This window comes from Salinivibrio sp. MA351, from assembly GCF_001996065.1.
GTDB classification, from domain to species: domain Bacteria; phylum Pseudomonadota; class Gammaproteobacteria; order Enterobacterales; family Vibrionaceae; genus Salinivibrio; species Salinivibrio costicola.
This window is the reverse complement of sequence record NZ_MUFG01000029.1, coordinates 15,528-40,967: the sequence shown is the minus strand read 5'-3', so window position 1 is coordinate 40,967 and position 25,440 is coordinate 15,528. Positions and strand designations below refer to the sequence as shown.

Sequence of the window (25,440 nt, the reverse complement as noted above, 5' to 3'; positions counted from 1 at the left end):
GTATTACATTAAAGATACCTTAAAAATACACAAGGGGTCATTTATTGATCAAGGGCACGATAAGAATCTATTTATGTACTTTAAATGTATTATCGATCACAGTTTGTTATGATTGGGCATGCAGCTAAAAGGAGCCGACATGTTGAAACCTCGCTACATGCAAATAGCCGATTTACTCACTGAGCAGATTAAAGATGGCACCCTGACACCAGGCGCGATGATGCCCACAGAAGCAGAACTACAAGCAACCTATGATGTCAGCCGCGTCACGATACGTAAGGCAATGAAAGTATTGGTCGATAATGAACTGCTTTATCGAGTGAGAGGCAGTGGTAGCTATGTAAAAGCGCCAAAAGCACAACATAATGCCTTTCAACTAATGGGGTTTATCGAAGAAGTATCCGCACAAGGAAAGATCCCAAGTTCAAAGGTGATTGCGTTTGAAACGTGTCCTTGTAGTCACGCGATTGCTAGTAAATTAAATCTTGAGGAAGGCACATTAATCTATGCGATACAACGTCTTCGCTTGATCGATGATGAGCCAGAAATCCTTGAGTGCACCTACCTGCCGGTTGCCATGTTTACCGACCTTAGTATCGATATCATGCAAACATCAAAATATGATTATATAGAGCACCAAAAAGGAATGCAGATAGCCAAAAGTCGACAGTGCGTTTGGCCAGATAGCACCTCTGTATCGCTCGCTGATCTATTGAATACCAAAGAAAACACACCTATTTTACGTGTTGAGTCGGTGAGTGAATTAGTTGATGGCACACCATTTGAGTATACAGTGAACTATTTTCGTTTATATCAATATAGCTTCGAGTTTATCGCACATCGTCAAACAACAGCGCAGTAAGTCACTATCACATTTATCTCGGTTGCGTTGCCGTCCATTTCATGTAATCTGGCCGTATTATCCAGCCTAACGCGGCAACTTGATGAGAACACAGGCAGATAGATGGCGCCATGCTATCGGTTTTGAACTAACGGGCTTGATCTTGGTGGTCTTGGGGCTCAATTGGATCCTTGGGGCTGGGATCGGTCACCTTGGCGTGATGGGGGCGATTTTTTCAGTTCTCGCCACCTTCTGGAATTATGTCTACAACATTGGCTTTGATAAAGCGATGTTAGCGCGGCGGGGCTCGGTGATCAAAACCCTCCCCTTGCGTCTGTTGCATGCTGTGCTTTTTGAGGCTGGGCTTCTGGTCGCCACTATCCCTTTTATCATGTGGTGGCTGTCGATGAGCTTTTGGCAAGCTCTGAGCATGGATATTGGGCTCGTCATTTTTTATCTGATTTATGCGTTTGTTTATAACTGGCTGTATGACTATTTGTTTCCGATCCCAGCTCCCCACTCAAAACAAGGCTGAGTACATCAACCTTCATACGAATGCGTCAAAAGGTTTATTGACGAAACGTGCGTGGCGCGGGGATCAAATTGTGTTTATTTAAAAGCCGATACATGGTCGCACGTGAAACACCGAGCTCTTTAGCCGCGGCCGATACTTGTCCCTTATTTTCCTCTAGCACAGCAATTAACGCATCGCGTTCCGACTCTTCACGGATTTTACGTAAGCTTTGTTTATAATCACCCTGATGGGGCAAATCTAAGTGCTCCGCATCAATCACCAGATGATCGGCCAGCAATACCGCGCGCTTCACCTGGTTGATAAGCTCGCGCACATTACCCGGCCACGAATAACTGCTCAGTACGCGCTTGGCTTCATCAGAAAAGGTTCGTGCTTGCGTATTATATTGACGTGCAAACTTAAGCAAAAAATACTCTGCTAACTCAGGCACATCGGACTGGCGATCTTTAAGCGCTGGCATATTAATACGCAGCACATTCAATCGATAATACAAGTCTTCGCGAAATAATCCTTCGGCGACACGCTTTTCTAAATCCATATGGGTGGAGGCAATCACGCGCACATCGAGATCACGATTATATTGGTCATGGGTGATATCCAAGGTGCCTTCTTGCAGCAAATGCAGTAAGTGCCCTTGCAAGTGCAGGGGTAAGTCGCCAATTTCATCAAAAAACAAGGTGCTTTTATGACACTGGCGGATTTTCCCTGGCATCTTTTCATCGCCCAGCAACGCATGCTGCATCGACTCATCGGCTAACGCCGAGCATTTCACCGACTCAAACGGCGCTTTCGCACGAGTAGATGCATGATGAATCGCTTGGGCCACTAGCTCTTTACCGGTACCGCTCTCGCCGGCGATTAACACAGACACATCGGTTGGCGCGACACGACGTACTTGATCACGCAACTTTTTCATCGCCGGGCTCGTTCCCTCTAGTCCCATATCACTGTGGTCACCGAGTTGTGGCCAGACATGGCGCTCAAGACGCAGCATACCGAGTTGGTGACCAATGGTACTCATCAGTTGCGAATTAGGAACAGGCGAAGTGAAGTAGTCAATACAGAAACTGACAATAAACTGGCAGATCGCTTCATTAGTAAGCTGATTTTCTCTCACCAAGGCTAACCAACGCACCTGCTTGTTACGGTTAACTAGCGAAGCGACACCATTGAGGCTAAAGTCGTTATGGCTGAGATCGACAATACCAATACAAGGGCCGATATCTTGTAACAATGACTGCGCAGCACGCAAATCATAGCAGCGATGACAATGCCAGCCAGCTTGCTCAAGGGTTGCCAGCCAAGGCTCATAAGCGCCACCGACCACCACGAGTGAGCTTAAGGTTTTGTCACTCCCTGCATCAAATCCCATAACACCTGCCTTACATCCAGTCTGTCATACTACTTGCCAAACAAAGCCTTATTATAAAGATGGCCGATTTTAAATCTGTCTCAATAAAGAGACATCAGCTGGACACCATAAGCATTATTTTAGTCAAATATATGAATAAACCCGATAAAATGTTGAGTCTTTGACCTAAATATCGGGTATAAGGCACAAAAAAAGCGGCTCTGTGAGCCGCTTCCATGGTGGTCTTTCCAGTTTTAGCTACCTTGTTGAGGGCGCATCGCTGGGAACAAAATCACATCGCGAATGGTATGTGTATTGGTAAAGAGCATCACCAGACGATCAATGCCAATCCCCTGCCCTGCCGTTGGCGGCAAGCCATGTTCAAGCGCATTAATGTAATCGGCATCGTAATACATGGCCTCATCATCACCTGCATCTTTGGCATCAACTTGGGCTTTGAAGCGCGCATCTTGATCTTCGGCATCATTTAGCTCTGAGAAGCCATTGGCCACTTCACGCCCACCCACGAAGAATTCAAAACGGTCAGTCACGAATGGGTTGTCGTCATTGCGACGAGCCAATGGTGAGATATCCGCTGGGTATTCGGTAATGAAGGTCGGCTGAATTAATTGTGGCTCCGCCGTTTCACCGAAGATTTCTTCAAGTAACTGGCCAGCCGTCCAAAACGATTCGACACTGATATTCAGTGATTTGGCAATGGCGGCTAGATGATCTCGCTCTTGCACATTCTCATCGTTCAGCGCTTGAATCTCAGCATGATCAGGGTTGTACTGCTTAATGGCATCAAGCATGGTAATGCGTGGGTAAGGCCCAGCAAAATTAATCTCATGTTCGCCATAAGGCATTACAGATTGCCCCATCACTTCCAGCGCCACACGCGATAACATATCTTCGGTGAGATCCATCAGATCGTTATAGTCCGCGTACGCCATATAGAATTCCATCATGGTGAATTCTGGGTTATGGCGTGGCGATAAACCTTCGTTACGGAAATTCCGGTTCACTTCAAACACACGCTCGAAACCACCGACAACGAGACGCTTGAGGTATAGCTCAGGCGCGACACGTAGATACATGTCGATATCTAACGCATTATGATGAGTGGTAAATGGACGTGCTGTTGCCCCACCTGGGATAACGTGCATCATCGGTGTTTCCACTTCCATAAAGTGCTTTTCTACCATGTAGTTACGAATGGCGGTCACCACACTTGAACGTACTTGGAATGCGTGACGTGACTCTTCGTTGACAATCAAGTCGACATAACGTTGACGATAACGCAGCTCTTGATCAGCCAAGCCATGGAATTTTTCTGGCAACGGACGCAATGCTTTGGTCAGTAGCTGGTAGCGCTCCATGTTGACATACAGATCGCCTTTGCCCGACTTATGCAGCGCACCATGCACGCCAATAATGTCACCAATATCTAAGCCTTGGTACTCGGCTTTCAGCGCTTTTTGTACGTCTTTCGAGGCATAGGCTTGCACACGGCCCGAGACATCTTGTACCACCATAAATGGTCCGCGCTTGGCCATAATACGGCCTGCGATCGTGACTTTGTGATCAAGTGTTTCAAGCTCGGCTTTGTCTTTATCGCCAAATTCAGCCTGCAGGTCTGCGGCAAGATGCTCACGACGGAAGTCGTTAGGATGGCCGTTTGCCTTACAGTTTTCACGAATGTGATTCAGTTTGGCGCGACGCTCGGCAATCAGCTTATTTTCGTCTGGTAACTGGTCAGTCATAGAAAACCCTTTACATTAAATCGTGATTACAGGCCAGATTTGAGGCTGGCTTCAATAAATTTATCTAAATCGCCATCAAGAACGGCCTGGGTATTACGGTTTTCAACACCGGTACGCAAGTCTTTGATGCGCGAATCATCCAAGACATAGGAGCGAATTTGACTGCCCCAACCAATATCCGACTTTGCATCTTCGTTGGCTTGTTTTTCCGCATTTTGCTTTTGTAGCTCAAGTTCAAACAGCTTGGCTCTTAGCTGTTTCATCGCTTGATCTTTGTTTTTGTGTTGCGAGCGATCGTTCTGACACTGCACCACGGTATTGGTCGGCACATGGGTAATACGGACCGCTGATTCTGTGGTGTTAACGTGCTGACCACCGGCCCCCGATGCACGGTAAACATCAATGCGTAAATCAGAAGGATTGATCTCGATATCAATGTCGTCATCAATTTCAGGGTACACAAACGCAGACGCAAATGAGGTATGACGGCGCCCGCCAGAATCAAACGGCGACTTACGCACCAAGCGATGTACGCCTGTCTCCGTACGTAACCATCCGTAGGCGTATTCGCCTGATATACGCACAGTCGCCGATTTAAGCCCAGCGACATCGCCTTCAGATACTTCGATAACTTCGGTTTTAAAGCCTTTTGCATCCGCCCAACGGAGGTACATGCGGAGCATCATGTTGGTCCAATCTTGCGCTTCTGTGCCGCCAGACCCTGCTTGCAAGTCAATATAGCTATCGGATGCATCATGCTCGCCAGAGAACATACGACGGAATTCAAGCTTAGTGAGCTTTGCTTCAAGGTCGGCCAACTCAGGCTCAACTTCATCAAAGGTTTCTTGATCGTCTTCTTCGACCGCCAGCATCAACAGCTCGTTGACCTCTTCGCCCCCTTGGGTCAAGTGATCGATGGTTTCAACCACTGCCTCCAGTGAAGCACGCTCTTTACCCAGCGCTTGGGCACGTTGTGGTTCATTCCATACGTCGGGTTGTTCTAATTCGGCATTAACTTCTTCTAGACGCTCTTTTTTAGCATCGTAGTCAAAGATACCCCCGAAGGACATCGGTGCGTTCAGCGATATCCGCGAGGCGATTTTTGATTGGATTAATCTCAAACATGGTCAAGCATCTTCATTATTTGCGGAAATTTAACCGCCGAATTTTAGCGAATTGTCGCGCTAATAAACAGGGCGTGATGGAAAAAGCCGCACAATTAAGCCGGTTCAAGGTAAGAAACAATCAGCTGAGCACTGCGAGTACCACGAAATTCATTGATATCCAGTCGATAAACGAGGTGAAGCGTTTTGACACTGGGATCCGGCCAGCGACGCACATCCACGTTAAATGCGATCGCATCTATCATGGTGCCACCACCTTCAGGCTCAACCATCAATTTTAAGTGTTTTCCTCCCACCAGATTTTGCTGTAATACATGAAAGTTGCCATCGAACTGCGGCTCTGGAAAACCTTGTCCCCAAGGTCCGCCAGATTGAATGATCTCGGCAGTCTCTATCCCCAGCTCATGGCTTTGCAGCGCGCCGTCGCTCAATAGTACCCCTTTCAGATCATCCTCACTGACCTGCTCGCGCACCTGCGCATCAAACTGCTTGGCGAACGTATCAAACTGTGCTTCGTTGATGGTCAGTCCCGCGGCCATGGCATGGCCGCCAAACTTTTTAATTAACCCGGGATTGAGCGTATCTATCCTATCTAGCGTGTCACGCATATGTAAGCCGGGAATCGAGCGTGCCGATCCTTTGATCAGCCCCTCGCCACCGTCGGCAAAGGCGATCACCGGACGATGAAATTGATCTTTTAAGCGCGACGCGAGAATGCCAATGACACCCTGGTGCCAATCGCGCTGAAATAAGGCCAGTCCCACCGGTAAATCTTGCTCAGAGTGTTCGGCAATCAAGCGCTCGCACCAAGCCACGGCTTCTTGCTTCATACCTTGTTCGATATCTTTACGCGTTTGATTTAACGCATCCAGCTCGGACGCCATCCGTCTGGCCGCATGGATGTTGTCGCACAGTAATAGCTCTACCCCGAAGGCCATGTCATCTAACCGTCCTGCCGCATTGATCCTGGGCCCTAGCGCAAAACCAAAATCACTGGCGACCAGTGTTGCCATATTGCGATTGGCGACCTCGATCAAGGCTTGAATCCCTGGCCGACAACGACCTGCTCGGATCCGCTGTAACCCTTGATGAACAAGAATGCGGTTGTTGCTATCAAGCGCCACCACATCCGCCACCGTGCCGAGTGCGACTAAATCGAGTAGCTCAGCCAGATTAGGGATAGCCAAACCTTGTTGCGTAAACCAACCTTGGTCACGCAAGTGCGCACGCAAGGCAAGCATTAAATAAAACGCAACCCCGACCCCTGCTAACGCTTTAGAGGGAAAGTGGCAGTCATCTAAATTCGGATTGACCATCGCATCCGCATTCGGCAGTTGATCGCCGGGCAAATGATGATCGGTTACCAATACGTGCATACCGAGGGCTTTGGCATGGGCAACACCTGCTAATGAAGATACGCCGTTATCGACGGTCATAATCAGCTCTGCTCCTCGCTCAGCGGCTTGATCAACCACCTCTGGGCTCAAGCCATAACCATCATCAAAGCGATTGGGCACCAAATAATCTACGCGTGTCGCGCCCATCATACGCAGTGCTTTCACTGATAGCGCCGATGAAGTCGCGCCATCAGCATCAAAATCTCCAACGATTAAAATAGACCGATGGGCCGCCAAGGCCTCGGCAAGCAAGTGTACGGCGGCATCGATCCCTTTGAGCGCTTGATATTGATGGAGCCCCGCTGCGCTGCGATTTAGCTCGCTATCTGTTTGTAGCCCACGGTGCGCATATAAACGCTGTAAGAGCGGAGGAATGGCATCGCTGAATGCTGGCGTGACTGACGGCGTCCGTCTTTTTATTTCTATCATGAAGTGATTACCAATTGCGGGTTAACCTCGAGGATGATGCGCTTGATGAAGCTGTTTCAAACGCTCCGTCGCCACATGGGTATAAATTTGCGTCGTTGAAAGATCACTGTGCCCCAACAACATCTGTACTACCCGCAAATCCGCACCATGATTAAGCAGATGGGTCGCGAAAGCATGTCGAAGGACGTGTGGAGATAAATCATCGGTCTCAATACCGGCCAGTTGAGCATAATATTTAATTCGATGCCAAAAAGTTTGTCGTGTCATTTGCCGCGCGCGTTTACTCGGAAAAAACACATCGGTGCTGGTTTGGCCCAATAAGACGGGACGACTGTGAGCTAAATACTGTTCGAGCCAATCCACCGCCGATTCACCCATCGGTACTAACCGCTCTTTATCGCCCTTCCCTGAGACACGCACGACACCTTGGCGAAGGCTCACGGTTTCAGTGGTGAGTTCAATTAATTCGGTTACACGTAGCCCGGTGGCATAGAGTAGCTCTAGCATCGCTTTATCTCGCAACTCTAACGGATCGCGCGTGTTCGGTGCCTCTAATAAATCGTCGATCTGCGCTTCAGTTAGATCTTTTGGCAATCGTTTAGGTTGTTTGGGACTTATCAGCGTCGCACTCGGATCGTCGGGACGCAACTTCTGACGGTATACATATTGAAAAAGCCGACGTAATGCCGACACCATTCGGCTGCGAGAGCTGGATTGGTAGCCTTGTTCGTGTAACCAATACTGATAATCTTGTAAATCTTGCTTACTCACTGCCACCAATGCACGGCGGTCGAGCCAGTGACAAAGCTTGAGTAAGTCGGCACGATAGGAATTTAAGGTATTCTCGGATAACCCGCGTTCCATCCACATGGCGTCCAGAAACTGTTCGATTAATTCAATGTTTTTATTCACGTTCAGCCTGCTTGGTTATAAATCGGAAAATACGTGGTTTGCCGGGGTAGGGACGACCAACATTATACAAAATGTCGCTAGCCCTTGCTGGATCAAATTGCCGTTCAACAGGTAAACTGCCCGCATGATAAACAACAGAGTCGCGCTATGAAAATCGGTCTTTTTTATGGCTCTACCACCTGCTACACCGAAATGGCCGCGGAAAAAATCCGTGATTTTATCGGTGACGATCTGGTCGAGCTCCACAATGTAAAAGAAACGCCGCTCGCCAAGATGGCAGACTATGACTTACTACTGCTAGGTATTTCCACCTGGGATTTCGGTGAGCTCCAAGAAGACTGGGAAGCCGTTTGGCAAGATATAGATAGCTTGCAGCTAAACGATAAAGCCATCGCCCTGTTCGGTTTAGGGGATCAGGAAGGCTACGCGGAATGGTATCTCGATGCCATGGGCATGCTTCATCAGCAGTTGCAAGGTTGTGGCGCGCAGTTTATTGGCTACTGGCCAACCGCAGGCTACCGCTTTGATGCATCCAAGGCGGTGACGGAGGATGGCAAACAGTTTGTCGGCTTAGCCCTCGATGAAGACAGCGAATACGATCTCAGTGATGAGCGCATTCAAACCTGGTGCGAGCAAGTGCTGGTAGAATATCAGGCAATGCTTTAGCGCGCACTGCGCGCAATCAATCCTACGCTGAACACTTGCTAAGCGTGAGCGCTTGAATCGCCTAGGCGGTGATAGAGTTACCACTACCATAATAAAAAAAACCGCGCTACTTGGCGCGGTTTTTTATCTTAATGCAAGGCGATTACGCTTCGGCTAAGGCCGAGTCTCGGGCGCCAACAAACTTGGCCACCACCATGGCGACTAGCGTCGGCAGTAACCACGCCATACCGACATCAAATAATGGCAAGAAGTTGAAAGTGCTCATATCGACTCCCATTACTTTTACCGCATCGAGTAAGCTAAATACCAAGGCAACGCCCATCACTAAACGATAACCCAGTGCTGGATTCGGCAACCAGCGACGAATAAAGGTCAAGCCAATCAGGGCAATCGCGACGGGGTATAAAGCGAACAACACCGGAACGGAAATGGCGATTAACTGCTTTAGGCCAACATTGGCAACCACGGCACAGACGGTTGCCACCACTACCACCCAGCGGCGGTATGTCCATGAAGTCAGTGAGCTAAAATAGTCTGCACATGCGCTGACCAAGCCAATTACTGTGGTCAAACACGCCAAACCGATGATGGCGGCAAGGATCATTTGTCCAACCGGACCAAACAGCGCATCCACATAGGCGGCCATGATTTCGCCACCGTTTTGTGTCCCCTGTGCCACCACACTCGCGGTTGAGCCTAAGTAAAACAAGGAAACATAGACAAACGCTAAGCCTGCGGCAGCAATAATGCCGGCGTAAATCAGATACATGCAGGTCGCTTTGTTGTCTTCAATACCTTTTTTGCGGATAACATCGACAATCAACATACCAAACATCAAGGCGGCGAAGGTATCCATGGTGTTATACCCTTCAAGAAAACCGGTCGTCAGCGCATTCTCAACGTAACTTCCTTGTGCGGCGGCCACCTCACCTTGTGGATTAACAATCACCGCGATCGCCAAGATCGCTAATGCCGCAAATAATAAAGGCGTCAAGAATTTACCGATCGTGTCGATCAGTTTTCCTTGCGAAAGAGAGAAAAACATCGCGGCGGCGAAAAAGACAACAGAAAACGCACCCAGCTCAAGCTGTCCAGGCGATGACAAAAAAGGCTTAAAACCAATCTCGTAAGCGACCAATCCGGCACGAGGCGCCGCAAAAGCCGGGCCAATGATAATAAAAATCAACACTGCCATCAGGGTCGCGACACCGGTTGGCAAATCACGAGTGAGCCCTTTCCAGCCCCCTCCTGCGATGGCAACGGCGATAATACCAATCAGCGGAAGACCGACGGCAGTGATCAAAAATCCGATCATGGCGGCGGTATAATGGTCGCCAGCTAACATGCCAGCTTGTGGTGGAAAGATTATATTTCCCGCGCCTAAGAAAAAGGCAAAGGTCATAAAACCTAACGCTAAAATATCTACTAATTTTAAACGTTTAGTCACGATGAATACCTACAGCTTTAGAGGGTGTTTGCAAATGAATAATCTTTCGCCCATCTGAAACGCTGATTTATAATATTTTGTTTCAGACGATAGGCGGAATGCAGAATAATGAACAAGTTCCCTGTCACAGTAAAGGCATTGGCAAAAAACCTTGTGATCTTCTGCTTTAGCAATAACAATCAGCTCAATAAACTGGCTAAATAATTATCTCTGGCATTTTTCAATAACGATATCTTGCAACACTCTGATCACATTAAAGCAAAAAATGCTATCGGCTTGCTGACCAAACTACGGAGACACTGAGCATCTTGTGAGTCAATTTCGATTTAAACAGTTCACGATTGAACACAGTAACTGTGGCATGAAAGTCAGTACCGACGGGGTGCTGTTAGGGGCGTGGGCCGAACCGAATCAGGCACAACACAGTTTAGATATAGGGACTGGCACCGGATTATTAGCCCTTATGTTGGCACAACGTTTTCCTAACCTGGCAATGACAGCCGTCGACTATGACGTGTCAGCGTTCCACTGTGCATACGACAATGTGGCAAGGTCACGGTTTGTGGATCAAATTCAGGTACAACAGACCGATATCAACACCTATCGCAGCCCGCATCTATGGCCTCACATTGTGTGTAATCCGCCGTATTTTACCAGTGGTATTTCATCAAAAAACAAGCAACGTGCGATCGCCAGACACACGCAAACGCTTAGCCATGAAGATTTAGTTCACTGCTTGGCTCGTCTTTTAACGCCAACAGGATGTGCTGATCTGATTTTACCCCTCAAAGAAGCCGAGGCGTTGATCGAACAGGCCGCTGAATGTGGTCTCTACTTACGCCGCTATGTCTGCGTGAAGCCAAGCTCGAATAAACCGCCATCACGATTATTGTTCACTTTAAGTCCCACGACGGGAACGCTAAGATCTGATACGATCACCGTGCGTGATCAACATGGCGACTACACCCAAACGTTTGCCGCCTTGACGCGCGCGTTTTATCTCAAATTGCCGTAAGCAAAACATCGCAGTGTAGGACAACCCGTATTGGTGATGACGCGCTGCCTATTTACACCATTTGCGTCTATAATGCCGCGCTTAACTATCCTTGGAGAATTACCCTGTGCGAAGCTTTGCCGAACTAGAGCTGGATCCTGAACTGCTCAGTGCACTCGACGATATGGGCTATCAGCGCCCAACGCTTATCCAATCGGAGGTCATCCCCCATGGTATGGATGGGCGCGACATCCTCGCGTCGGCACCAACCGGAACGGGAAAAACCACGGCTTTTTTGCTGCCAATGCTGCAGCACTTGTTAGATTTTCCACGGCAAAAGCCAGGACCAGGCCGCGTGCTTATTCTGACCCCCACGCGTGAACTGGCAATACAAGTCGCTGATGAAGCGCGTGCATTAGCCAAAAACACAAGTCTAAAGGTGTTCACCATTACGGGCGGGATTTCGTATCAAGAGCACGCCGAGCAATTGGGAAAAACCCAGGATATTGTCGTCGCGACCCCAGGTCGCTTAATGGAGTACATCGAGGCAGAGCGTTTCGATTGTCGCGCCGTTGAGTGCCTTATTCTCGATGAAGCAGATCGCATGTTGGATATGGGCTTTGCCAATACGGTCAATCGCCTATCTGATGAGTGCCAACGTCGTCGTCAGACCATGCTATTTTCAGCAACACTTGAAGGTCGTGGGGTTAGCGGATTCACTGACAGTCTTTTAGACGAGCCAGAGCTAATCGATGTCACCCCTCCTCGCCGTGAACGCAAAAAAATCACCCAGTGGTATTACCGTTGTGACGACCTCAATCATAAACGCGCGCTACTCAAAGCCATTGTGAACGATCAAGCGGCGCGCGCGATTGTCTTCATAAAAACACGTGAACGCTTGGCGGAACTTCGCGAGTATATGCAGTCACAACAACTCGAATGCGCCTGGATTCAAGGTGAAATGCAACAAGCCAAACGCAATAATGCCATCAGCCGTTTTAGTGAGGGAAAAGTGCGTATTCTCCTCGCGACCGATGTGGCCGCTCGCGGCATTGATGTGCCTGATATCACCCACGTGATTAACTACGATCTTCCGCGGACTGCCGATGTGTATTTACACCGTATTGGTCGCACAGCACGCGCGGGTAAGAAAGGATCTGCCATTTCGCTGGTTGAGGCCCACGATCAGCCCATGATGGATCGGATCACCCGTTATATGGATGAAGATATCAAAGAGCGAACCATTGATGGTTTGAAGCCAAAACATAAAAAAGCAGAGCACAAAAAGAAAAAAAAGAAGCAAAGCGATAAAAAGACAACCACAGCTAAAAAGCCCAAAAAACGCAAATAGATTTAGACATCCATCCGTCACACTGACTGGCTGAAATATAAGGATTTACTCAAGGAGGCCCTACACGGTCTCCTTTTTTTCGCCTGTCACGTCCATTTTACTGCACACTAAACGATCAATTTCACACATCACACAACACAATGACACAAAATGTTAACAATTGAGTTGCAAATCAGTTTAAGATGCTAGCCGCGATTACAATAAAACATGATGCAAACACAGTAGAAGGAACTCACTATGCAATCGTTTGTCGATTTCTTAAATAGCATCATATGGAGCCCAGTGCTGATCTATACCTGTCTAGGTGCAGGACTGTTCTACTCCATATTGACACGTTTTGTGCAAGTCCGTCATTTCTCCGAGATGTGGCGACTGCTCTTTTCTGGGAAAAGTTCGGAAAAAGGGATCTCTTCATTCCAAGCGCTCGCCGTTTCCCTTTCTGGTCGTGTCGGTACCGGTAATATTGCCGGTGTGGCAGCAGCGATCGGTTTTGGCGGTCCAGGCGCTGTTTTTTGGATGTGGGTTGTTGCCTTCTTAGGGGCGGCAACGGCATTCACCGAGTCAACCCTCGCGCAGATTTATAAAGAAGAAGACAACGGTGAGTTCCGCGGTGGGCCAGCGTATTATATTGAAAAAGCGATGGGGCAAAAATGGTATGCCATTCTTTTTGCACTCGCGACACTCCTCGCTTGTGGCGTCATGTTGCCGGGCGTACAGTCGAATGCCATTGGTAATGCCGTTGAAACCGCCTTTGGCTCAGGTGCTATGGTTGATACCGCCATGTTTGGCGCACTCGAGGTGTCTAAAATCATCACCGGCGCCTTTATTTCTGTCGTGCTGGGTTTCATTATTTTTGGTGGTGTGAAGCGTATCGCCCACTTTACCCAGATCGTCGTGCCATTTATGGCGCTGGCGTACATTATTATCGCCTTCGTCATCATTTTGCTCAACATCAGCGAAGTACCTACCGTGTTTGCCATGATTGTTGGCGATGCCTTCACACCAATGGCCGGTGCTGGCGCAGCAATCGGTTGGGGGGTGAAACGTGGGGTTTACTCTAACGAAGCCGGTCAGGGAACAGGCCCTCATGCCGCCGCTGCTGCGAACGTTGAGCACCCAGCTCAGCAAGGTTTGGTGCAGTCGTTCTCCGTGTATATTGATACGCTATTGGTCTGTTCAGCCACCGCATTTATGATCATCATTACCGGTGCTTACAATGTGCACGGTGCCGGTGACGCCTTTATCGTACAAAACTTAGCCTCATCGGTGGCAGCCAATAGCCCTGAGTTTACTCAGCTTGCCATTGAAGCGGCGAWGCCTGGACTGGGCAAACCCTTTATCGCGTTTGCACTTTTCTTCTTCGCCTTTACTACCATTCTTGCCTACTACTACATTGCGGAAACCAACATTGCGTACCTACGTCGCACGTTTAAAGTGCCTGGTATGATGTTTGTACTGAAACTGGTGCTGATGTCCGCGGTATTCTATGGTTGTGTTCGTAGTGCTAACCTCGCTTGGGCATTTGGTGACGCTGGCGTTGGCTTAATGGCTTGGCTCAACATTGTCGGTATCATCATCATCTTCTTCATGTCCAAACCGGCGATGAAGGCGTTGAAAGACTATGAAGAGCAGCAAGCCCAAGGGGTTGAAACTTACACCTTTGATCCCGTCAAACTAGGAATCAAAAATGCTGACTACTGGGAGCAGCGCTTAGCGCGTCGCAATGGTACTCAGGACAGCCAAGCAACAGATGCGGATGGAAAGCCGATTAATCCAACCGCGTAATCCATCCTAAAGCGATAAAATACAGGGCGCCTTAGAGGGCGCCCTGTTTTATGGATATAGCGGTAATGCTGTGCACATTACGTATTACACGCTTAGTCTTCTAAACGAAAAATAATATCGACTTGATCGCGTATCTGCATAGTCGCATCCTGATAGGTCGCTGCCACTTCAGCACTGTCACTCCGCATTTGTGCGTTCATCATCACCGGGCGCGGATGACTTGAGCGGTAGCGAACTTGCCAAACGCCATCAATGCGCATCCCCAGGCTTTTAGCCAAGGCATCTGCTTTATCTTTTGCGTCGTTAACAGCAGCCTCGCGCGCCTTGTCTTTAAGCGCCAACTGTTCGCTACTGGTTAGCTGTACCTGTCGGATACGGTTGATCCCCTCGCCCAACGCACCATCTAGCACTGCATTCAATTTGTCTAGCTGATTTAGCGTCACCGTCACCTGTCGTTCGGCACGATAGCCTATCAGTTCAGGCGCTTTGTCTTTTGTATGTTGATAACGTGGAGATAGCTGGATATGGGCGCTCTCTATCTGTTCACGTTTCACACCTTGTTTTGCCAGCCGTTCGATAAAAGCAGCAACCGCTTTATCTGATGCGCTTTTTGCTGCTTTGGCGGTTTTTCGCTCAGTGATCACGCCAACATCAATATTGGCCATATCAGGCGCTGCCGTGATTTCCCCAACACCTGTGATCTCTAAATGAGGAAAATCGATGTTGGCCATCACCGCCGGGGAAATAACCAACGCGCCGGTGAGCCATATTATTGCTTTAAACTTACGCATCATCTCTCCTTTTATGGATTCAAAATATCATGAGGTTAGAGGTCAGACTCTTTTATCAGCGAAAGACTCCCTCGCTTAGGTCAAGTTTATGTTAAAACCCGATCAACGCCATTTATTACTCGGCACAAACCTGTGTGTGATCGGCAATTTCTCTTCTTGCTCCCGTATCCGTTACATGATGAAGAAAATTCGGTTCCCTTTCCGGGTCGCTCTGCTTAAAGTGAGGGGAATGACACGAGATAAAAGGAATAGACCGTGAGCAGTTTTTTAGTCGCACTTCAAGGCTTAGGATTAAGTCTCACCATGATTATCCCCATTGGCGCGCAAAACGCCTATGTGATTAACCAAGGGATCAGCCGTGAACACCATATGATCACTGCATCCATTTGCTTTGTCTGCGATATCGTCTTGATCTCGACAGGTATCTTCGGTGGAGGCGCTTTATTAGCGAGCTATCCTTTATTGCTGAATACGATAACTATCGCTGGCATCGCGTTTCTCAGTGTGTATGCGTGGCAGTTTATACAAAGTGCGCGTCAGCAACATCAGGAAGACGACTTAACAGTACTGAGCATGAGCCGCGGGCGCCGAGCAGTGATCATTGGTGCGCTTGCGGTGACCTTGCTTAACCCGCATGTTTACCTTGATACCGTGGTGGTGTTAGGGGCGATTGGCGGCCAGTTTGCATTCGATGAGCGAATTGCCTTTACGATCGGCGCGCTGATGGGGTCATGTTTATGGTTTTATGGCTTATCCGCAGGGGCTGCCCGCTTATCGCCTTGGCTGTCGACGCCATCGATACGTCGATTACTCGACCTGTTAATGGCCAGTATGATGATCTTTGTTGCCGGCAAACTGGCGCTCGGTCTTTATGCACGCTTGCTCGCCAGTTAAGCCATGGGAATGGATGCGGCACACTTACCGCACCCATACCAGTGAAAACCAATAGACTGCTAAAACCAATAGACTGCTTACGCTTGGCTCTCACCGCGCTCGAAATGAACACTCATTTGCGGGAAAGGGATTTCAATACCGTTTGCGTCCAGCGCTTCTTTGATGGTCGGCAGGAGCTCAAAATACACACTCCAGTAATCTTCTGTTTTCACCCAAGGTCGAACGACGAAGTTCACCGATGAGTCGGCCAATGTCATCACCGCCACATTAGGCTCAGGATCTTTTAGAATAAGCGGATGCTGCGTCACAATATCGGTTAACACCGCTTTGGTTTTCTTCAAATCCGCGCTGTACGCCACACCAATGGTTAAATCAATGCGACGTGTCGCATGCTTAGAATAGTTAGTGATAGGGCTGCTGATCACTGAACCATTCGGCACCACCACCATTTTGTTGTCAGGGGTAGTCAGCACGGTAGAGAAAATTTGTATCGACTCGACAGAGCCTGCAACACCTGCCAGCTCGACATAATCCCCTGATTTAAAGGGGCGAAACATCACAATCAAGACGCCAGCGGCAAAGTTAGCTAACGATCCTTGTAAGGCCAAACCGACGGCTAAACCAGCAGCACCAAGAATCGCAATCACAGAAGCGGTTTGTACGCCAACACGGCTGAGTGCCGCAATCAGCACGATGATAAAAAGCAAGTATCGAACCAAGCCATGGATGAACTCAACCACCGCATTGTCCATATTACGCTTGCGCATCACTCCTGCCATGGAATTGGCGAGCCCTTTTACCACCATGTTACCGATCACTAAAATCAATAATGCTGAGACAATATTGACCCCATATTGAGTCAATAAATCTTGGTTGTTGGTGAGCCATGTTTGTGCCCACTTCGCCCCTTCTACCACCGTGTTCTCTTCACTCATTCCTTTTCCCTCTATGATTGGAATAAATCATAACCTAATAGTAACAGGCTTTTACCCTCCGCTGTCTATCTTCGCGTCTTCGTTCAGTGAACGCGGCATCACCATATATAAAAAAAGCCCGCCAAATATGGCGGGCTCATGTCTTCTTGTGCTATCAGTACTGTAACTTACAGTACGTCAACCGCGTTAAGATCTTTAAAGGCTTGCTCAAGACGTGCAACCATTGATTCTTGACCTTTACGCAACCATACGCGTGGATCGTAGAATTTTTTGTTTGGCTGATCATCACCTTTAGGGTTACCGATTTGGCTTTGCAGATAACCTTCGTTGTCTTGATAATACTGACGGATACCATCCCATGTTGCCCACTGGGTATCGGTATCGATGTTCATTTTGATCACGCCATAGCCAATAGACTCTTGAATCTGCGCTTCTGAAGAGCCCGAACCGCCATGGAAGACGAAGTTTAGGCCATTGGTCGGTAGACCAAACTTCTCTGAGCAGTAAGCTTGTGATTCACGTAGGATTTCTGGCTTAAGTACCACGTTACCTGGCTTATAAACACCGTGAACGTTACCGAATGAAGCGGCAATGGTGAAGCGAGGGCTTACAGCAGACAGTTTTTCGTATGCGTACGCCACTTCTTCTGGCTTGGTGTAAAGGTCAGCGGTATCAACATCACTGTTATCCACGCCGTCTTCTTCACCACCAGTAATGCCCAGTTCGATTTCCAGCGTCATGCCCATTTTGTCCATGCGCGCCAGGTATTCGGCACAGATTTCCATGTTCTCTTCCAGTGACTCTTCAGACAGGTCAATCATGTGAGAAGAGAACAGTGGCTTGCCGTGTTCTTTAAAGAAAGCTTCACCGGCATCAAGCAGACCGTCGATCCACGGCAGCAGTTTTTTCGCTGCGTGGTCAGTATGCATAATCACTGGCACACCATACACTTCAGCCATCGCGTGAACGTATTTCGCACCGGCAACAGCGCCTTTAATTTGCGCTTCTTGACCGTCTAGCTTCAGGCCTTTGCCTGGGAAGAAGCCTGCACCACCGTTAGAGAATTGAATAACCACTGGCGCTTTTACTTTCGCCGCAGCTTCCATTACAGCGTTGATAGAGTCAGTGTTTACCACGTTAACCGCTGGCAACGCGAACTTGTTCTCTTTAGCAACTTCAAATACTTTCTGAACATCATCGCCAGAGATAACGCCAGGTTTTACAAAATCAAAAACTTTAGACATAGCTCTTGTCCTATTAAATCGGGTTGTCTTTGCTGAACTGAGTAAAGATGCGCATCGGCACCCTTATCAATACGGTGCAATCGTTTACGACTCGGCCTATTGTAGTCAAACGAAAGCAAAAACGGGAGACATCACTCCCGTTTTATCGTCGGATTTATGCGTCTTTCGCACGCGCTTCCAGCATTTCTACCGCTGGAAGTGGTTTGCCTTCAACAAACTCAAGGAAGGCGCCGCCGCCGGTTGAGATGTAAGACACATCGGCTTTAATGCCAAATTTATCAATTGCAGCCAAGGTATCACCACCGCCTGCAACCGAGAAGCCTTCAGACTCAGCGATTGCTTTTGAAATTCCTGCAGTGCCGGCTTCGAAGTTCTTAAACTCGAAAACACCCACTGGGCCATTCCAAAGAATGGTTTTGGCATTTTTCAAAATGTCAGCCAGTGCTTGGGTAGATTCTGGCCCTAGGTCGAAGATCATGTCATCGTCTTGCACGTCTTCAACACGCTTGATTTCAGCCTCTGCATTTTCATCAAACGCTTTGGCACACGCAACGTCGGTCGCAACAGGGATATGGCACTCTTCCATCAAAGATTTCGCCGTATCCACCAAATCTGCTTCATAAAGCGATTTGCCCACATTGTGGCCGTCCGCTGCAATAAAGGTGTTGGCAATACCACCACCGACAACCAGTTGGTCTGCAACGGTAGACAGTGATTTCAAAACGGTCAGTTTGGTCGACACTTTTGATCCACCCACAATCGCCACCATTGGGCGAGCAGGGTTATCCATTGCTTTACCAAGCGCGTCTAGTTCGTTCGCCAGTAATGGTCCGGCACATGCGATCGGTGCATGTGTGCCCACACCATGGGTTGATGCTTGCGCGCGGTGCGCAGTACCAAAGGCGTCCATCACAAAAATATCGCACAGTGCGGCGTACTTTTTAGACAGTGCTTCGTCGTTCTTCTTCTCGCCTTTATTAAAGCGAACGTTTTCTAGCACGACGAGCTCACCGGCGTTCAGTTCAAGACCGTCTAAGTAATCTTTAGCCAGGCTAACGTTGCAGTCTAGCGCGTCGTCAAGATAGTTCACGACAGGTTGCAGTGAGTATTGGTCTTCAGGTTGTCCTTCTTCAGGACGCCCCAAGTGAGAGGTCACCATCACTTTCGCACCGGCTTCCAAGCAGTGTTTGATGGTAGGCAATGACGCCAAAATACGTGCGTCAGAGGTAACTTTACCGTCTTTTACCGGCACGTTCAGATCCGCACGGATAAAGACACGCTTTCCGGCAAGATCTAAGTCGGTCATCTTAATTACAGACATAGGGTCCTCTCTATAAGGTTGCAAATTGAAACTGACTTAATCAGGGCGACCCCCTTGCGTTAGCGCACTCATTGCGCCATCGCCAAGGTGGTATCCAACATTCGGTTGGCAAAGCCCCACTCGTTGTCGCACCAAACCAACGTTTTTATCAGCTGATGATTACTCACCCGCGTTTGCGACCCATCGACAATGGCACTGTGTGAGTCGTGGTTGAAGTCTATCGACACCAAGGGCGCTTCGGTATAATCCAGTATACCGTCTAATGTACATCGAGATGCGGTTTGCAGAGCTTGATTTACGTCATTAACTTTCACTTTAGTACGTACAGTGACACTTAAATCCATAGCTGTCACGTTTATCGTCGGCACACGCACAGAAATCGCTTCGAACTTGTCAGAAAATTTCGGAAAAATCCTACCGATCCCAACATGCAATTTGGTATCGACAGGAATGATAGACTGGCTAGCCGTGCGTGTACGACGAAGATCGGAATGGTAGGCATCGATCACCTGCTGATCATTCATTGAAGAGTGAATGGTGGTGATGGTGCCAGACTCAATACCAAAGTGCTCATCCAGCGCTTTGATCACCGGCACAATGCAGTTTGTGGTACAAGATCCATTGGAGACAATACGATCGTCTGTCGTCAATGCCTCGTGATTGACGCCATATATCACGGTTCGGTCGACATCTTGGCTCGCAGGGTGTGAAAACAAGACTTTTTTAGCGCCAGCGGCAATGTGTGCTTCGCCGTCTTCACGGGTACCAAATTTGCCCGTACAGTCTAAGACAATATCGACATCAAGATCACGCCAAGGTAACAGTTGTAATTCCGGTAAGTGAAGAAGGCGAATGCTGTCGGTGGCGACAAACAAATGTTCTTGATTGTAAGAAACAGGCCAACCGAATCGACCGTGGCTCGAGTCATACTGGAGCAGATGCGCCATCGCTTCCGGCTCGGCGAGTTCATTAATCGCCACCACTTGAATGCGATCGTGCTTACCGCTCTCGTACAGGGCACGCAATACGCTGCGCCCTATGCGGCCAAATCCATTAATTGCGACTCTGAGTGCCATGTCCATCGGTGCTTGTTTGACGATGGTACACAGTGTATCTCAAGCACGTAAAAGACGCACGTATTGTGTGAGTCTTCTCACGCGAGTTGAGAACAAAACGTAGTAAAAAAACGCCCGTCCGGTAAAAGTCCGAGACGGGCGTGGCAGTGTGATGGCGGCTGCAATCGATGCAGCAAAGGCCATCCTTTTATTGTGACTTAGAAGCTGATATTCATGCCTAACCAATATCGGCGTTCATCACTGATATAGCCGTAATCCTCATAGTCACGTTCTTTGTCCAATAGATTATAAACCGCACCTTGAAGCTCAATGGCGTCGCTGAGCTGATAGTTCATCCCAGCGTCTACCAAGGTGTAGCTCGGTTCTATATTGCTTCGAGAGGATGGGCCTTTGACAGGATCCATTTCTTCGCCACGGTAGGTCGCGCTGACCCAAGGACTCAACCGCTCGGTAGCTTGCCAGTTTACTTCGCCATACGCGAGCTGCTGAGGAATTTGATTCAGAGGTTGACCTTTATACGCACCGGTCTTCTGCTCCGAATCGGTGTAGGTATAACTGGCGCTGATATCAATGGTGTCAGTCACGGGAGCAGATACATTGGCCTCTATGCCTTGGGTAACGGCTTCATCAACATTGATTCGATAAGTTGGATCTGAGCCAAACCGATTGGGACCGTCGGTACACACGGAAGCCGGGCAGGTCACACGGGTGATCTTATCTTTAAAGTCATTATGGAATACTGTTAACGAGCCACTGACTCCGGTATCGCCTTGATAGTTAATACTCACTTCTGAGTTCACAGACGTTTCAGGTTCCAGGTCGGCGTTACCATAGATATTACCGCCACGACTCACTTGCGCCCAATTCGGCGCAATTTCTCGCAGTTGTGGTGAACGGAATCCGGTCGCGACCCCCCCCTTCACTATCCAGCTATCGGTGAGCTGATAAACACCATACAGGCGTGGACTGGCGTGATAATCATAGTTTTCATCATGATCAACACGTAGGCCTAGCGTCACGCTAAATGGGTCAATCACTCGCCATTCATCCTCCACAAACAAGGCGGCCTGAGTATTGTCAATTTCAGTTTGGCTCGATGCTTGATTAGAGGAAAAGTCTTCCAGTTCGGCATGGGTCACCGAGCCGCCAACCGTCAAAGTGTGTGTGTCAAAATCACGGATCAGACGGGTTTTAAACTCGGTGTTGTTAATCGTCATCTCACGACTTTTATTGCGGCTTTGCTCGTGCTGTAGGTGTGAGTCTGACCAGCCCCACGTCCAATGCCCTTCATGGCCGAGCGCTACCGATTGTCGCCGATATTCATTATTGCTGTTTTCACAACCGCCTCGACAACCCTCGGTCGGCACGGTTTTACCCATTTGGCCATTGCGCTCTTGCGAGCTCGCGCCTAAGTCCAGGGTCCATTGTTGAAAATCGCTGGCATCATAGGTCAACGAGGTTGATAGGCTGCGTAAAGATTTATCCTCGTAACCGAAAGTAATGTCGTCTTCTTGACGTTGAACCGTTTGGCCCGATACCTTCATACCCAGCTTATCGCTTAGGGCGCCAGAAAGGTAAAAGTTGGCACTTTGTTCATCGCCTGATGCGCGTTTTTCTTGTAATAACGTACTCAGCTGCACATTACCGTGCCACTCTTGCTGGTTACGACGCGTAATAATGTTAATCACCCCACCAATGGCATCAGAGCCATACAATGTCGACATCGGCCCGCGAATCACCTCAATACGCTCAATCGCTTGCAAAGGCGGCAGCCAACCTTGCTCAATGCCGGGTCCGTCGCTATTTGGGCGTGTTTCACGACTGGTGGTACGCTTTCCATCCACCAGCATCAGGGTATATTTTGACCCCATACCGCGAATGCTTATATCCGTGGTATCGCCACCGCCTGTCACGACCACGCCAGGGATGCGTTTTAGGGCATCCGTGACATCTCGATAATAACGACCTTCTAGTTGGTCACGGCTAATCACACTGATACTTGCTGGCGCCTTTGCTGTGGCTTGCTCAAATCCTGAGGCCGTGATGACCATGGTTTCAGTATTTTGATCGACCGCTTCAGCCGCATGAATGGCACTTAAGGGGATACCGGCTAAAACCATCCCAAGTACGCAGGGACGAAGACAACTGGACATAATCAACTCCATTCTGTGATAATGATTATCGTTTGTTAACTGATAATTATTCACATCTAAGTCAGGACAACTAGTGGCAAAACAGGAACACTTCGTTCCAGTGATAGAACGACGTCATAGTCACCAAACGACAGGTGTGGACTTTCAACGGAATCAAAAAGGACGATTATGCAGGACTTCTCCTCTATTCGTGCATTTGTTGCTTTATGCCAACATCAAAGCCTAACGGCGGCCGCGAAAGCACTGGGACAGCCCAAATCAACCCTCAGTCGTCGTTTAGCGCAGCTCGAGACAGATATGGGGCAGTCACTGACACAACGGCAAGGAAACCGGCTAGTGTTAACCAAAGCAGGCGAGATATTTTCCCGTTACTGCCAACAAATGCTCGATTTGGTCGAGGAAAGTGAAGAAGCGATCCAAGGGTTAAATAATCACCTTCAAGGGTCAATTGACGTGATTTGCCACCCAGGCATGATGCGTGGATGGGCAGGGCCATCGATTAATGCCTTTTTAGCGCAACACCCCAAGGTTTCCATTACATTAACGAGTGACGTTAGCCCAGCGCGTATCCAGTCTGCGGATCTGATTATTTGGGCGGGCGATATGATACTGCCGATGAACTGTCGGGCTCATAAGCTAGGCACTTGGCAATATGGTATTTATGCTGCACCACACTACGTGGCACAACACGGCCCTTTTATGCATCCAAGCGCTTTGGACGGCCATCCATGGCTGGATGTTTTTGCCCTTCGGCGGCAAGGGTTGACGCTCCATAATCACGATAAAACCTATCATTTAAGCGCCATGCCTAGCCGTTTCAATTGCGACATGATAGCGATCCAGTTAGATGCGATTGCAAATGGACAAGGTGTCGGACTTCTGCCGACTTGGAGTGCAGCTGGCTATCAGAAACACCACCCTGATAAAATTATACGGTGTTTAGCGCAATGGCACTCAGCGCCGGTTCCATTACATCTTTATTGCAGTGCTGGCCGCCTTCCTCTGCGTGTCGAGTCACTCAAACATTGGCTGCAAGAAGCGGCTCCAACCGGCTGGCAACCCGCAAGTTCGCCTCAAGCCGTCACCTAGAACAATACGATACGGCTCGCCTTTGCTATACCTAGAGAGGCCCCCTGATGCATTAACTGACTTGCGTTTATCGTATTTGCGAATAAAATAGACGTCTAGAAGTTAAAACATCTGAGATGATCGGCGAGACAACTCGCTACGTATCGTCGGTATTCTTGATAACCAATGAGAGTGTCACATGGCTAAGCACCTGTTTACCTCAGAGTCCGTCTCTGAAGGCCATCCTGATAAAATCGCCGATCAGATTTCTGATGCGGTCTTGGATGCCATTCTTGAGCAAGATCCCAAAGCGCGCGTTGCCTGCGAAACCTATGTGAAGACCGGAATGGTCATGGTAGGCGGGGAAGTGACGACCTCAGCCTGGGTTGATATTGAAGAGCTCACTCGCCAAACGGTACGCGATATTGGTTACGTCCATTCCGATATGGGTTTTGATGCCAATTCTTGTGCAGTATTGAACACCATTGGCAAGCAATCGCCTGATATAAACCAAGGCGTTGACCGCGCTGATCCCAAAGATCAAGGTGCCGGCGATCAAGGGATTATGTTTGGTTTTGCCACCAATGAAACCAATGTACTGATGCCAGCCCCTATTACTTACTCACACCGTTTGGTTGAGCGCCAAGCGCAAGTGCGTAAAGATGGCACCTTAGATTGGCTACGTCCTGATGCAAAAAGCCAGGTCACTTTCGCCTACGACAACGGCAAGATTGCGGGCATTGACGCCGTGGTGCTGTCAACACAACATTGCGACAGCATTTCAACCGACGATCTCCGCGAAGCGGTCATGGAAGAAATTATCAAACCGGTTCTGCCTGCAGAATGGCTCACCAAAGAGACCAAATTCTTTATTAATCCAACGGGTCGCTTTGTGATTGGTGGCCCGATGGGAGACTGTGGTTTAACCGGCCGTAAAATTATCGTGGATACCTACGGTGGCGCAGCCCGTCACGGTGGCGGGGCATTCTCAGGCAAAGATCCATCAAAAGTGGATCGTTCTGCCGCCTACGCCGCACGTTATGTAGCGAAAAACATCGTCGCAGCTGGCCTTGCTGACCGCTGTGAGATTCAATTGTCGTACGCCATTGGTGTGGCCGAGCCAACGTCTATCATGGTCGAAACCTTTGGCACTGAAAAAGTGGCGCCAGAGGTGATTATTAAAGCCGTTCGTGAGCACTTCGATCTACGTCCGTATGGCCTACAAGAAATGCTCAACTTACTGCAACCTATTTATAAGCAAACTGCTGCGTATGGCCATTTTGGTCGTGAAATTTTCCCATGGGAGAAAACCGACAAAGCAGACCTATTGCGTGAATTTGCCAAGCTTGGTTAATCTGGCCTG

21 protein-coding genes are annotated in these 25,440 nt (G+C 48.8%); 9 read left to right on the top strand and 12 right to left on the bottom strand.

Annotated elements, in window-relative coordinates; all coding sequences use genetic code 11:
* Positions 1-139 precede the first annotated feature (139 nt).
* Positions 140-862, top strand: coding sequence for a GntR family transcriptional regulator (locus tag BZG78_RS13360; protein WP_077661479.1), 723 nt, complete (start codon positions 140-142; stop codon positions 860-862).
* Between the two features lie 82 nt (positions 863-944).
* On the top strand, positions 945-1,376 hold the full coding sequence (locus BZG78_RS13355) for a PACE efflux transporter (RefSeq protein ID WP_077661478.1): 432 nt from the start codon (positions 945-947) through the stop codon (positions 1,374-1,376).
* Positions 1,377-1,410: 34 nt separating this feature from the next.
* On the opposite strand, the gene BZG78_RS13350 is transcribed toward BZG78_RS13355, so the two are convergent.
* The 5 genes from BZG78_RS13350 to xerD form a co-directional block, all read right to left on the bottom strand.
* Complete coding sequence (locus BZG78_RS13350; RefSeq protein ID WP_077576786.1) at positions 1,411-2,748, bottom strand: sigma-54 dependent transcriptional regulator; 1,338 nt, start codon at positions 2,746-2,748, stop codon at positions 1,411-1,413.
* Between the two features lie 233 nt (positions 2,749-2,981).
* Positions 2,982-4,490 carry a lysine--tRNA ligase gene (lysS, locus tag BZG78_RS13345; protein ID WP_077646814.1) on the bottom strand — a complete coding sequence of 503 codons (1,509 nt, stop codon included), beginning with the start codon at positions 4,488-4,490 and terminating at the stop codon, positions 2,982-2,984.
* 26 nt (positions 4,491-4,516) lie between these two features.
* Positions 4,517-5,615, bottom strand: a protein-coding gene (gene prfB, locus BZG78_RS13340; RefSeq protein WP_108742909.1) for a peptide chain release factor 2 whose coding sequence is annotated in 2 segments (ribosomal slippage) — positions 4,517-5,539 and positions 5,541-5,615 — 1,098 coding nt in all. Because the reading frame shifts where the segments join, the coding sequence is not laid out codon by codon here.
* A gap of 94 nt (positions 5,616-5,709) precedes the next feature.
* A complete protein-coding gene (gene recJ / locus BZG78_RS13335) occupies positions 5,710-7,440 on the bottom strand; it encodes a single-stranded-DNA-specific exonuclease RecJ (protein ID WP_077661477.1) in 1,731 nt (576 codons plus the stop codon).
* A gap of 21 nt (positions 7,441-7,461) precedes the next feature.
* Positions 7,462-8,352, bottom strand: coding sequence for a site-specific tyrosine recombinase XerD (gene xerD / locus BZG78_RS13330; protein ID WP_077576788.1), 891 nt, complete (start codon positions 8,350-8,352; stop codon positions 7,462-7,464).
* Positions 8,353-8,499: 147 nt separating this feature from the next.
* Here xerD and fldB point away from each other — a divergent pair, with 147 nt between their 5' ends.
* Positions 8,500-9,018, top strand: coding sequence for a flavodoxin FldB (fldB, locus tag BZG78_RS13325; protein WP_025744416.1), 519 nt, complete (start codon positions 8,500-8,502; stop codon positions 9,016-9,018).
* A gap of 142 nt (positions 9,019-9,160) precedes the next feature.
* Here fldB and brnQ read toward each other — a convergent pair whose 3' ends face one another.
* Positions 9,161-10,465, bottom strand: coding sequence for a branched-chain amino acid transport system II carrier protein (gene brnQ, locus BZG78_RS13320; RefSeq protein ID WP_021023325.1), 1,305 nt, complete (start codon positions 10,463-10,465; stop codon positions 9,161-9,163).
* Between the two features lie 310 nt (positions 10,466-10,775).
* Here brnQ and BZG78_RS13315 point away from each other — a divergent pair, with 310 nt between their 5' ends.
* From BZG78_RS13315 to BZG78_RS13305, 3 genes are all read left to right on the top strand, one after another.
* On the top strand, positions 10,776-11,480 hold the full coding sequence (locus BZG78_RS13315; RefSeq protein ID WP_242413026.1) for a methyltransferase: 705 nt from the start codon (positions 10,776-10,778) through the stop codon (positions 11,478-11,480).
* A gap of 106 nt (positions 11,481-11,586) precedes the next feature.
* On the top strand, positions 11,587-12,810 hold the full coding sequence (gene srmB, locus BZG78_RS13310) for an ATP-dependent RNA helicase SrmB (RefSeq protein WP_077461742.1): 1,224 nt from the start codon (positions 11,587-11,589) through the stop codon (positions 12,808-12,810).
* Between the two features lie 237 nt (positions 12,811-13,047).
* Positions 13,048-14,595 (top strand): alanine/glycine:cation symporter family protein, encoded by a 1,548-nt coding sequence (locus BZG78_RS13305; protein ID WP_077661476.1) that lies wholly within the window; start codon positions 13,048-13,050, stop codon positions 14,593-14,595.
* A 92-nt stretch (positions 14,596-14,687) separates the two neighbouring features.
* Here the strand turns inward: BZG78_RS13305 and BZG78_RS13300 are convergent, their stop codons facing one another.
* Entirely contained in the window at positions 14,688-15,386 is a 699-nt protein-coding gene (locus tag BZG78_RS13300; protein ID WP_242413025.1) for an oxidative stress defense protein, read from the bottom strand.
* Positions 15,387-15,689: 303 nt separating this feature from the next.
* Here BZG78_RS13300 and BZG78_RS13295 point away from each other — a divergent pair, with 303 nt between their 5' ends.
* Entirely contained in the window at positions 15,690-16,280 is a 591-nt protein-coding gene (locus BZG78_RS13295) for a LysE/ArgO family amino acid transporter (protein ID WP_077661481.1), read from the top strand.
* A gap of 77 nt (positions 16,281-16,357) precedes the next feature.
* Here the strand turns inward: BZG78_RS13295 and mscS are convergent, their stop codons facing one another.
* The 5 genes from mscS to BZG78_RS13270 form a co-directional block, all read right to left on the bottom strand.
* Positions 16,358-17,215 carry a small-conductance mechanosensitive channel MscS gene (gene mscS / locus BZG78_RS13290; RefSeq protein ID WP_077661474.1) on the bottom strand — a complete coding sequence of 286 codons (858 nt, stop codon included), beginning with the start codon at positions 17,213-17,215 and terminating at the stop codon, positions 16,358-16,360.
* A 167-nt stretch (positions 17,216-17,382) separates the two neighbouring features.
* Positions 17,383-18,459 carry a class II fructose-bisphosphate aldolase gene (gene fbaA, locus BZG78_RS13285; RefSeq protein WP_021024526.1) on the bottom strand — a complete coding sequence of 359 codons (1,077 nt, stop codon included), beginning with the start codon at positions 18,457-18,459 and terminating at the stop codon, positions 17,383-17,385.
* Between the two features lie 154 nt (positions 18,460-18,613).
* Positions 18,614-19,780, bottom strand: coding sequence for a phosphoglycerate kinase (locus BZG78_RS13280; RefSeq protein WP_077461745.1), 1,167 nt, complete (start codon positions 19,778-19,780; stop codon positions 18,614-18,616).
* A gap of 68 nt (positions 19,781-19,848) precedes the next feature.
* Positions 19,849-20,856, bottom strand: a complete 1,008-nt coding sequence (gene epd, locus BZG78_RS13275) for an erythrose-4-phosphate dehydrogenase (RefSeq protein ID WP_025744720.1) — start codon at positions 20,854-20,856, stop codon at positions 19,849-19,851.
* A 197-nt stretch (positions 20,857-21,053) separates the two neighbouring features.
* Positions 21,054-22,976 (bottom strand): ligand-gated channel protein, encoded by a 1,923-nt coding sequence (locus BZG78_RS13270; protein WP_241827379.1) that lies wholly within the window; start codon positions 22,974-22,976, stop codon positions 21,054-21,056.
* 201 nt (positions 22,977-23,177) lie between these two features.
* On the opposite strand from BZG78_RS13270, the gene BZG78_RS13265 reads away from it, so the two are divergent.
* Both BZG78_RS13265 and metK read left to right on the top strand, forming a co-directional pair.
* Positions 23,178-24,098, top strand: a complete 921-nt coding sequence (locus BZG78_RS13265; protein ID WP_077661472.1) for a LysR family transcriptional regulator — start codon at positions 23,178-23,180, stop codon at positions 24,096-24,098.
* A 178-nt stretch (positions 24,099-24,276) separates the two neighbouring features.
* Complete coding sequence (gene metK, locus BZG78_RS13260) at positions 24,277-25,431, top strand: methionine adenosyltransferase (RefSeq protein ID WP_077661471.1); 1,155 nt, start codon at positions 24,277-24,279, stop codon at positions 25,429-25,431.
* Positions 25,432-25,440 lie beyond the last annotated feature (9 nt).

What these genes read in the sequence shown, in the direction of transcription:
- BZG78_RS13360 (WP_077661479.1), top strand. Translation starts at nt 140, where the DNA reads ATGTTGAAACCTCGCTACATGCAAATAGCCGATTTACTCACTGAGCAG.
- BZG78_RS13355 (WP_077661478.1), top strand. Translation starts at nt 945, where the DNA reads ATGAGAACACAGGCAGATAGATGGCGCCATGCTATCGGTTTTGAACTA.
- BZG78_RS13350 (WP_077576786.1), bottom strand. Translation starts at nt 2,748, where the DNA reads ATGGGATTTGATGCAGGGAGTGACAAAACCTTAAGCTCACTCGTGGTG.
- lysS (WP_077646814.1), bottom strand. Translation starts at nt 4,490, where the DNA reads ATGACTGACCAGTTACCAGACGAAAATAAGCTGATTGCCGAGCGTCGC.
- recJ (WP_077661477.1), bottom strand. Translation starts at nt 7,440, where the DNA reads ATGATAGAAATAAAAAGACGGACGCCGTCAGTCACGCCAGCATTCAGC.
- fldB (WP_025744416.1), top strand. Translation starts at nt 8,500, where the DNA reads ATGAAAATCGGTCTTTTTTATGGCTCTACCACCTGCTACACCGAAATG.
- BZG78_RS13300 (WP_242413025.1), bottom strand. Translation starts at nt 15,386, where the DNA reads ATGCGTAAGTTTAAAGCAATAATATGGCTCACCGGCGCGTTGGTTATT.
- BZG78_RS13295 (WP_077661481.1), top strand. Translation starts at nt 15,690, where the DNA reads ATGATTATCCCCATTGGCGCGCAAAACGCCTATGTGATTAACCAAGGG.
- mscS (WP_077661474.1), bottom strand. Translation starts at nt 17,215, where the DNA reads ATGAGTGAAGAGAACACGGTGGTAGAAGGGGCGAAGTGGGCACAAACA.
- fbaA (WP_021024526.1), bottom strand. Translation starts at nt 18,459, where the DNA reads ATGTCTAAAGTTTTTGATTTTGTAAAACCTGGCGTTATCTCTGGCGAT.
- BZG78_RS13280 (WP_077461745.1), bottom strand. Translation starts at nt 19,780, where the DNA reads ATGTCTGTAATTAAGATGACCGACTTAGATCTTGCCGGAAAGCGTGTC.
- epd (WP_025744720.1), bottom strand. Translation starts at nt 20,856, where the DNA reads ATGGCACTCAGAGTCGCAATTAATGGATTTGGCCGCATAGGGCGCAGC.
- BZG78_RS13270 (WP_241827379.1), bottom strand. Translation starts at nt 22,976, where the DNA reads ATGGTTTTAGCCGGTATCCCCTTAAGTGCCATTCATGCGGCTGAAGCG.
- BZG78_RS13265 (WP_077661472.1), top strand. Translation starts at nt 23,178, where the DNA reads ATGCAGGACTTCTCCTCTATTCGTGCATTTGTTGCTTTATGCCAACAT.
- metK (WP_077661471.1), top strand. Translation starts at nt 24,277, where the DNA reads ATGGCTAAGCACCTGTTTACCTCAGAGTCCGTCTCTGAAGGCCATCCT.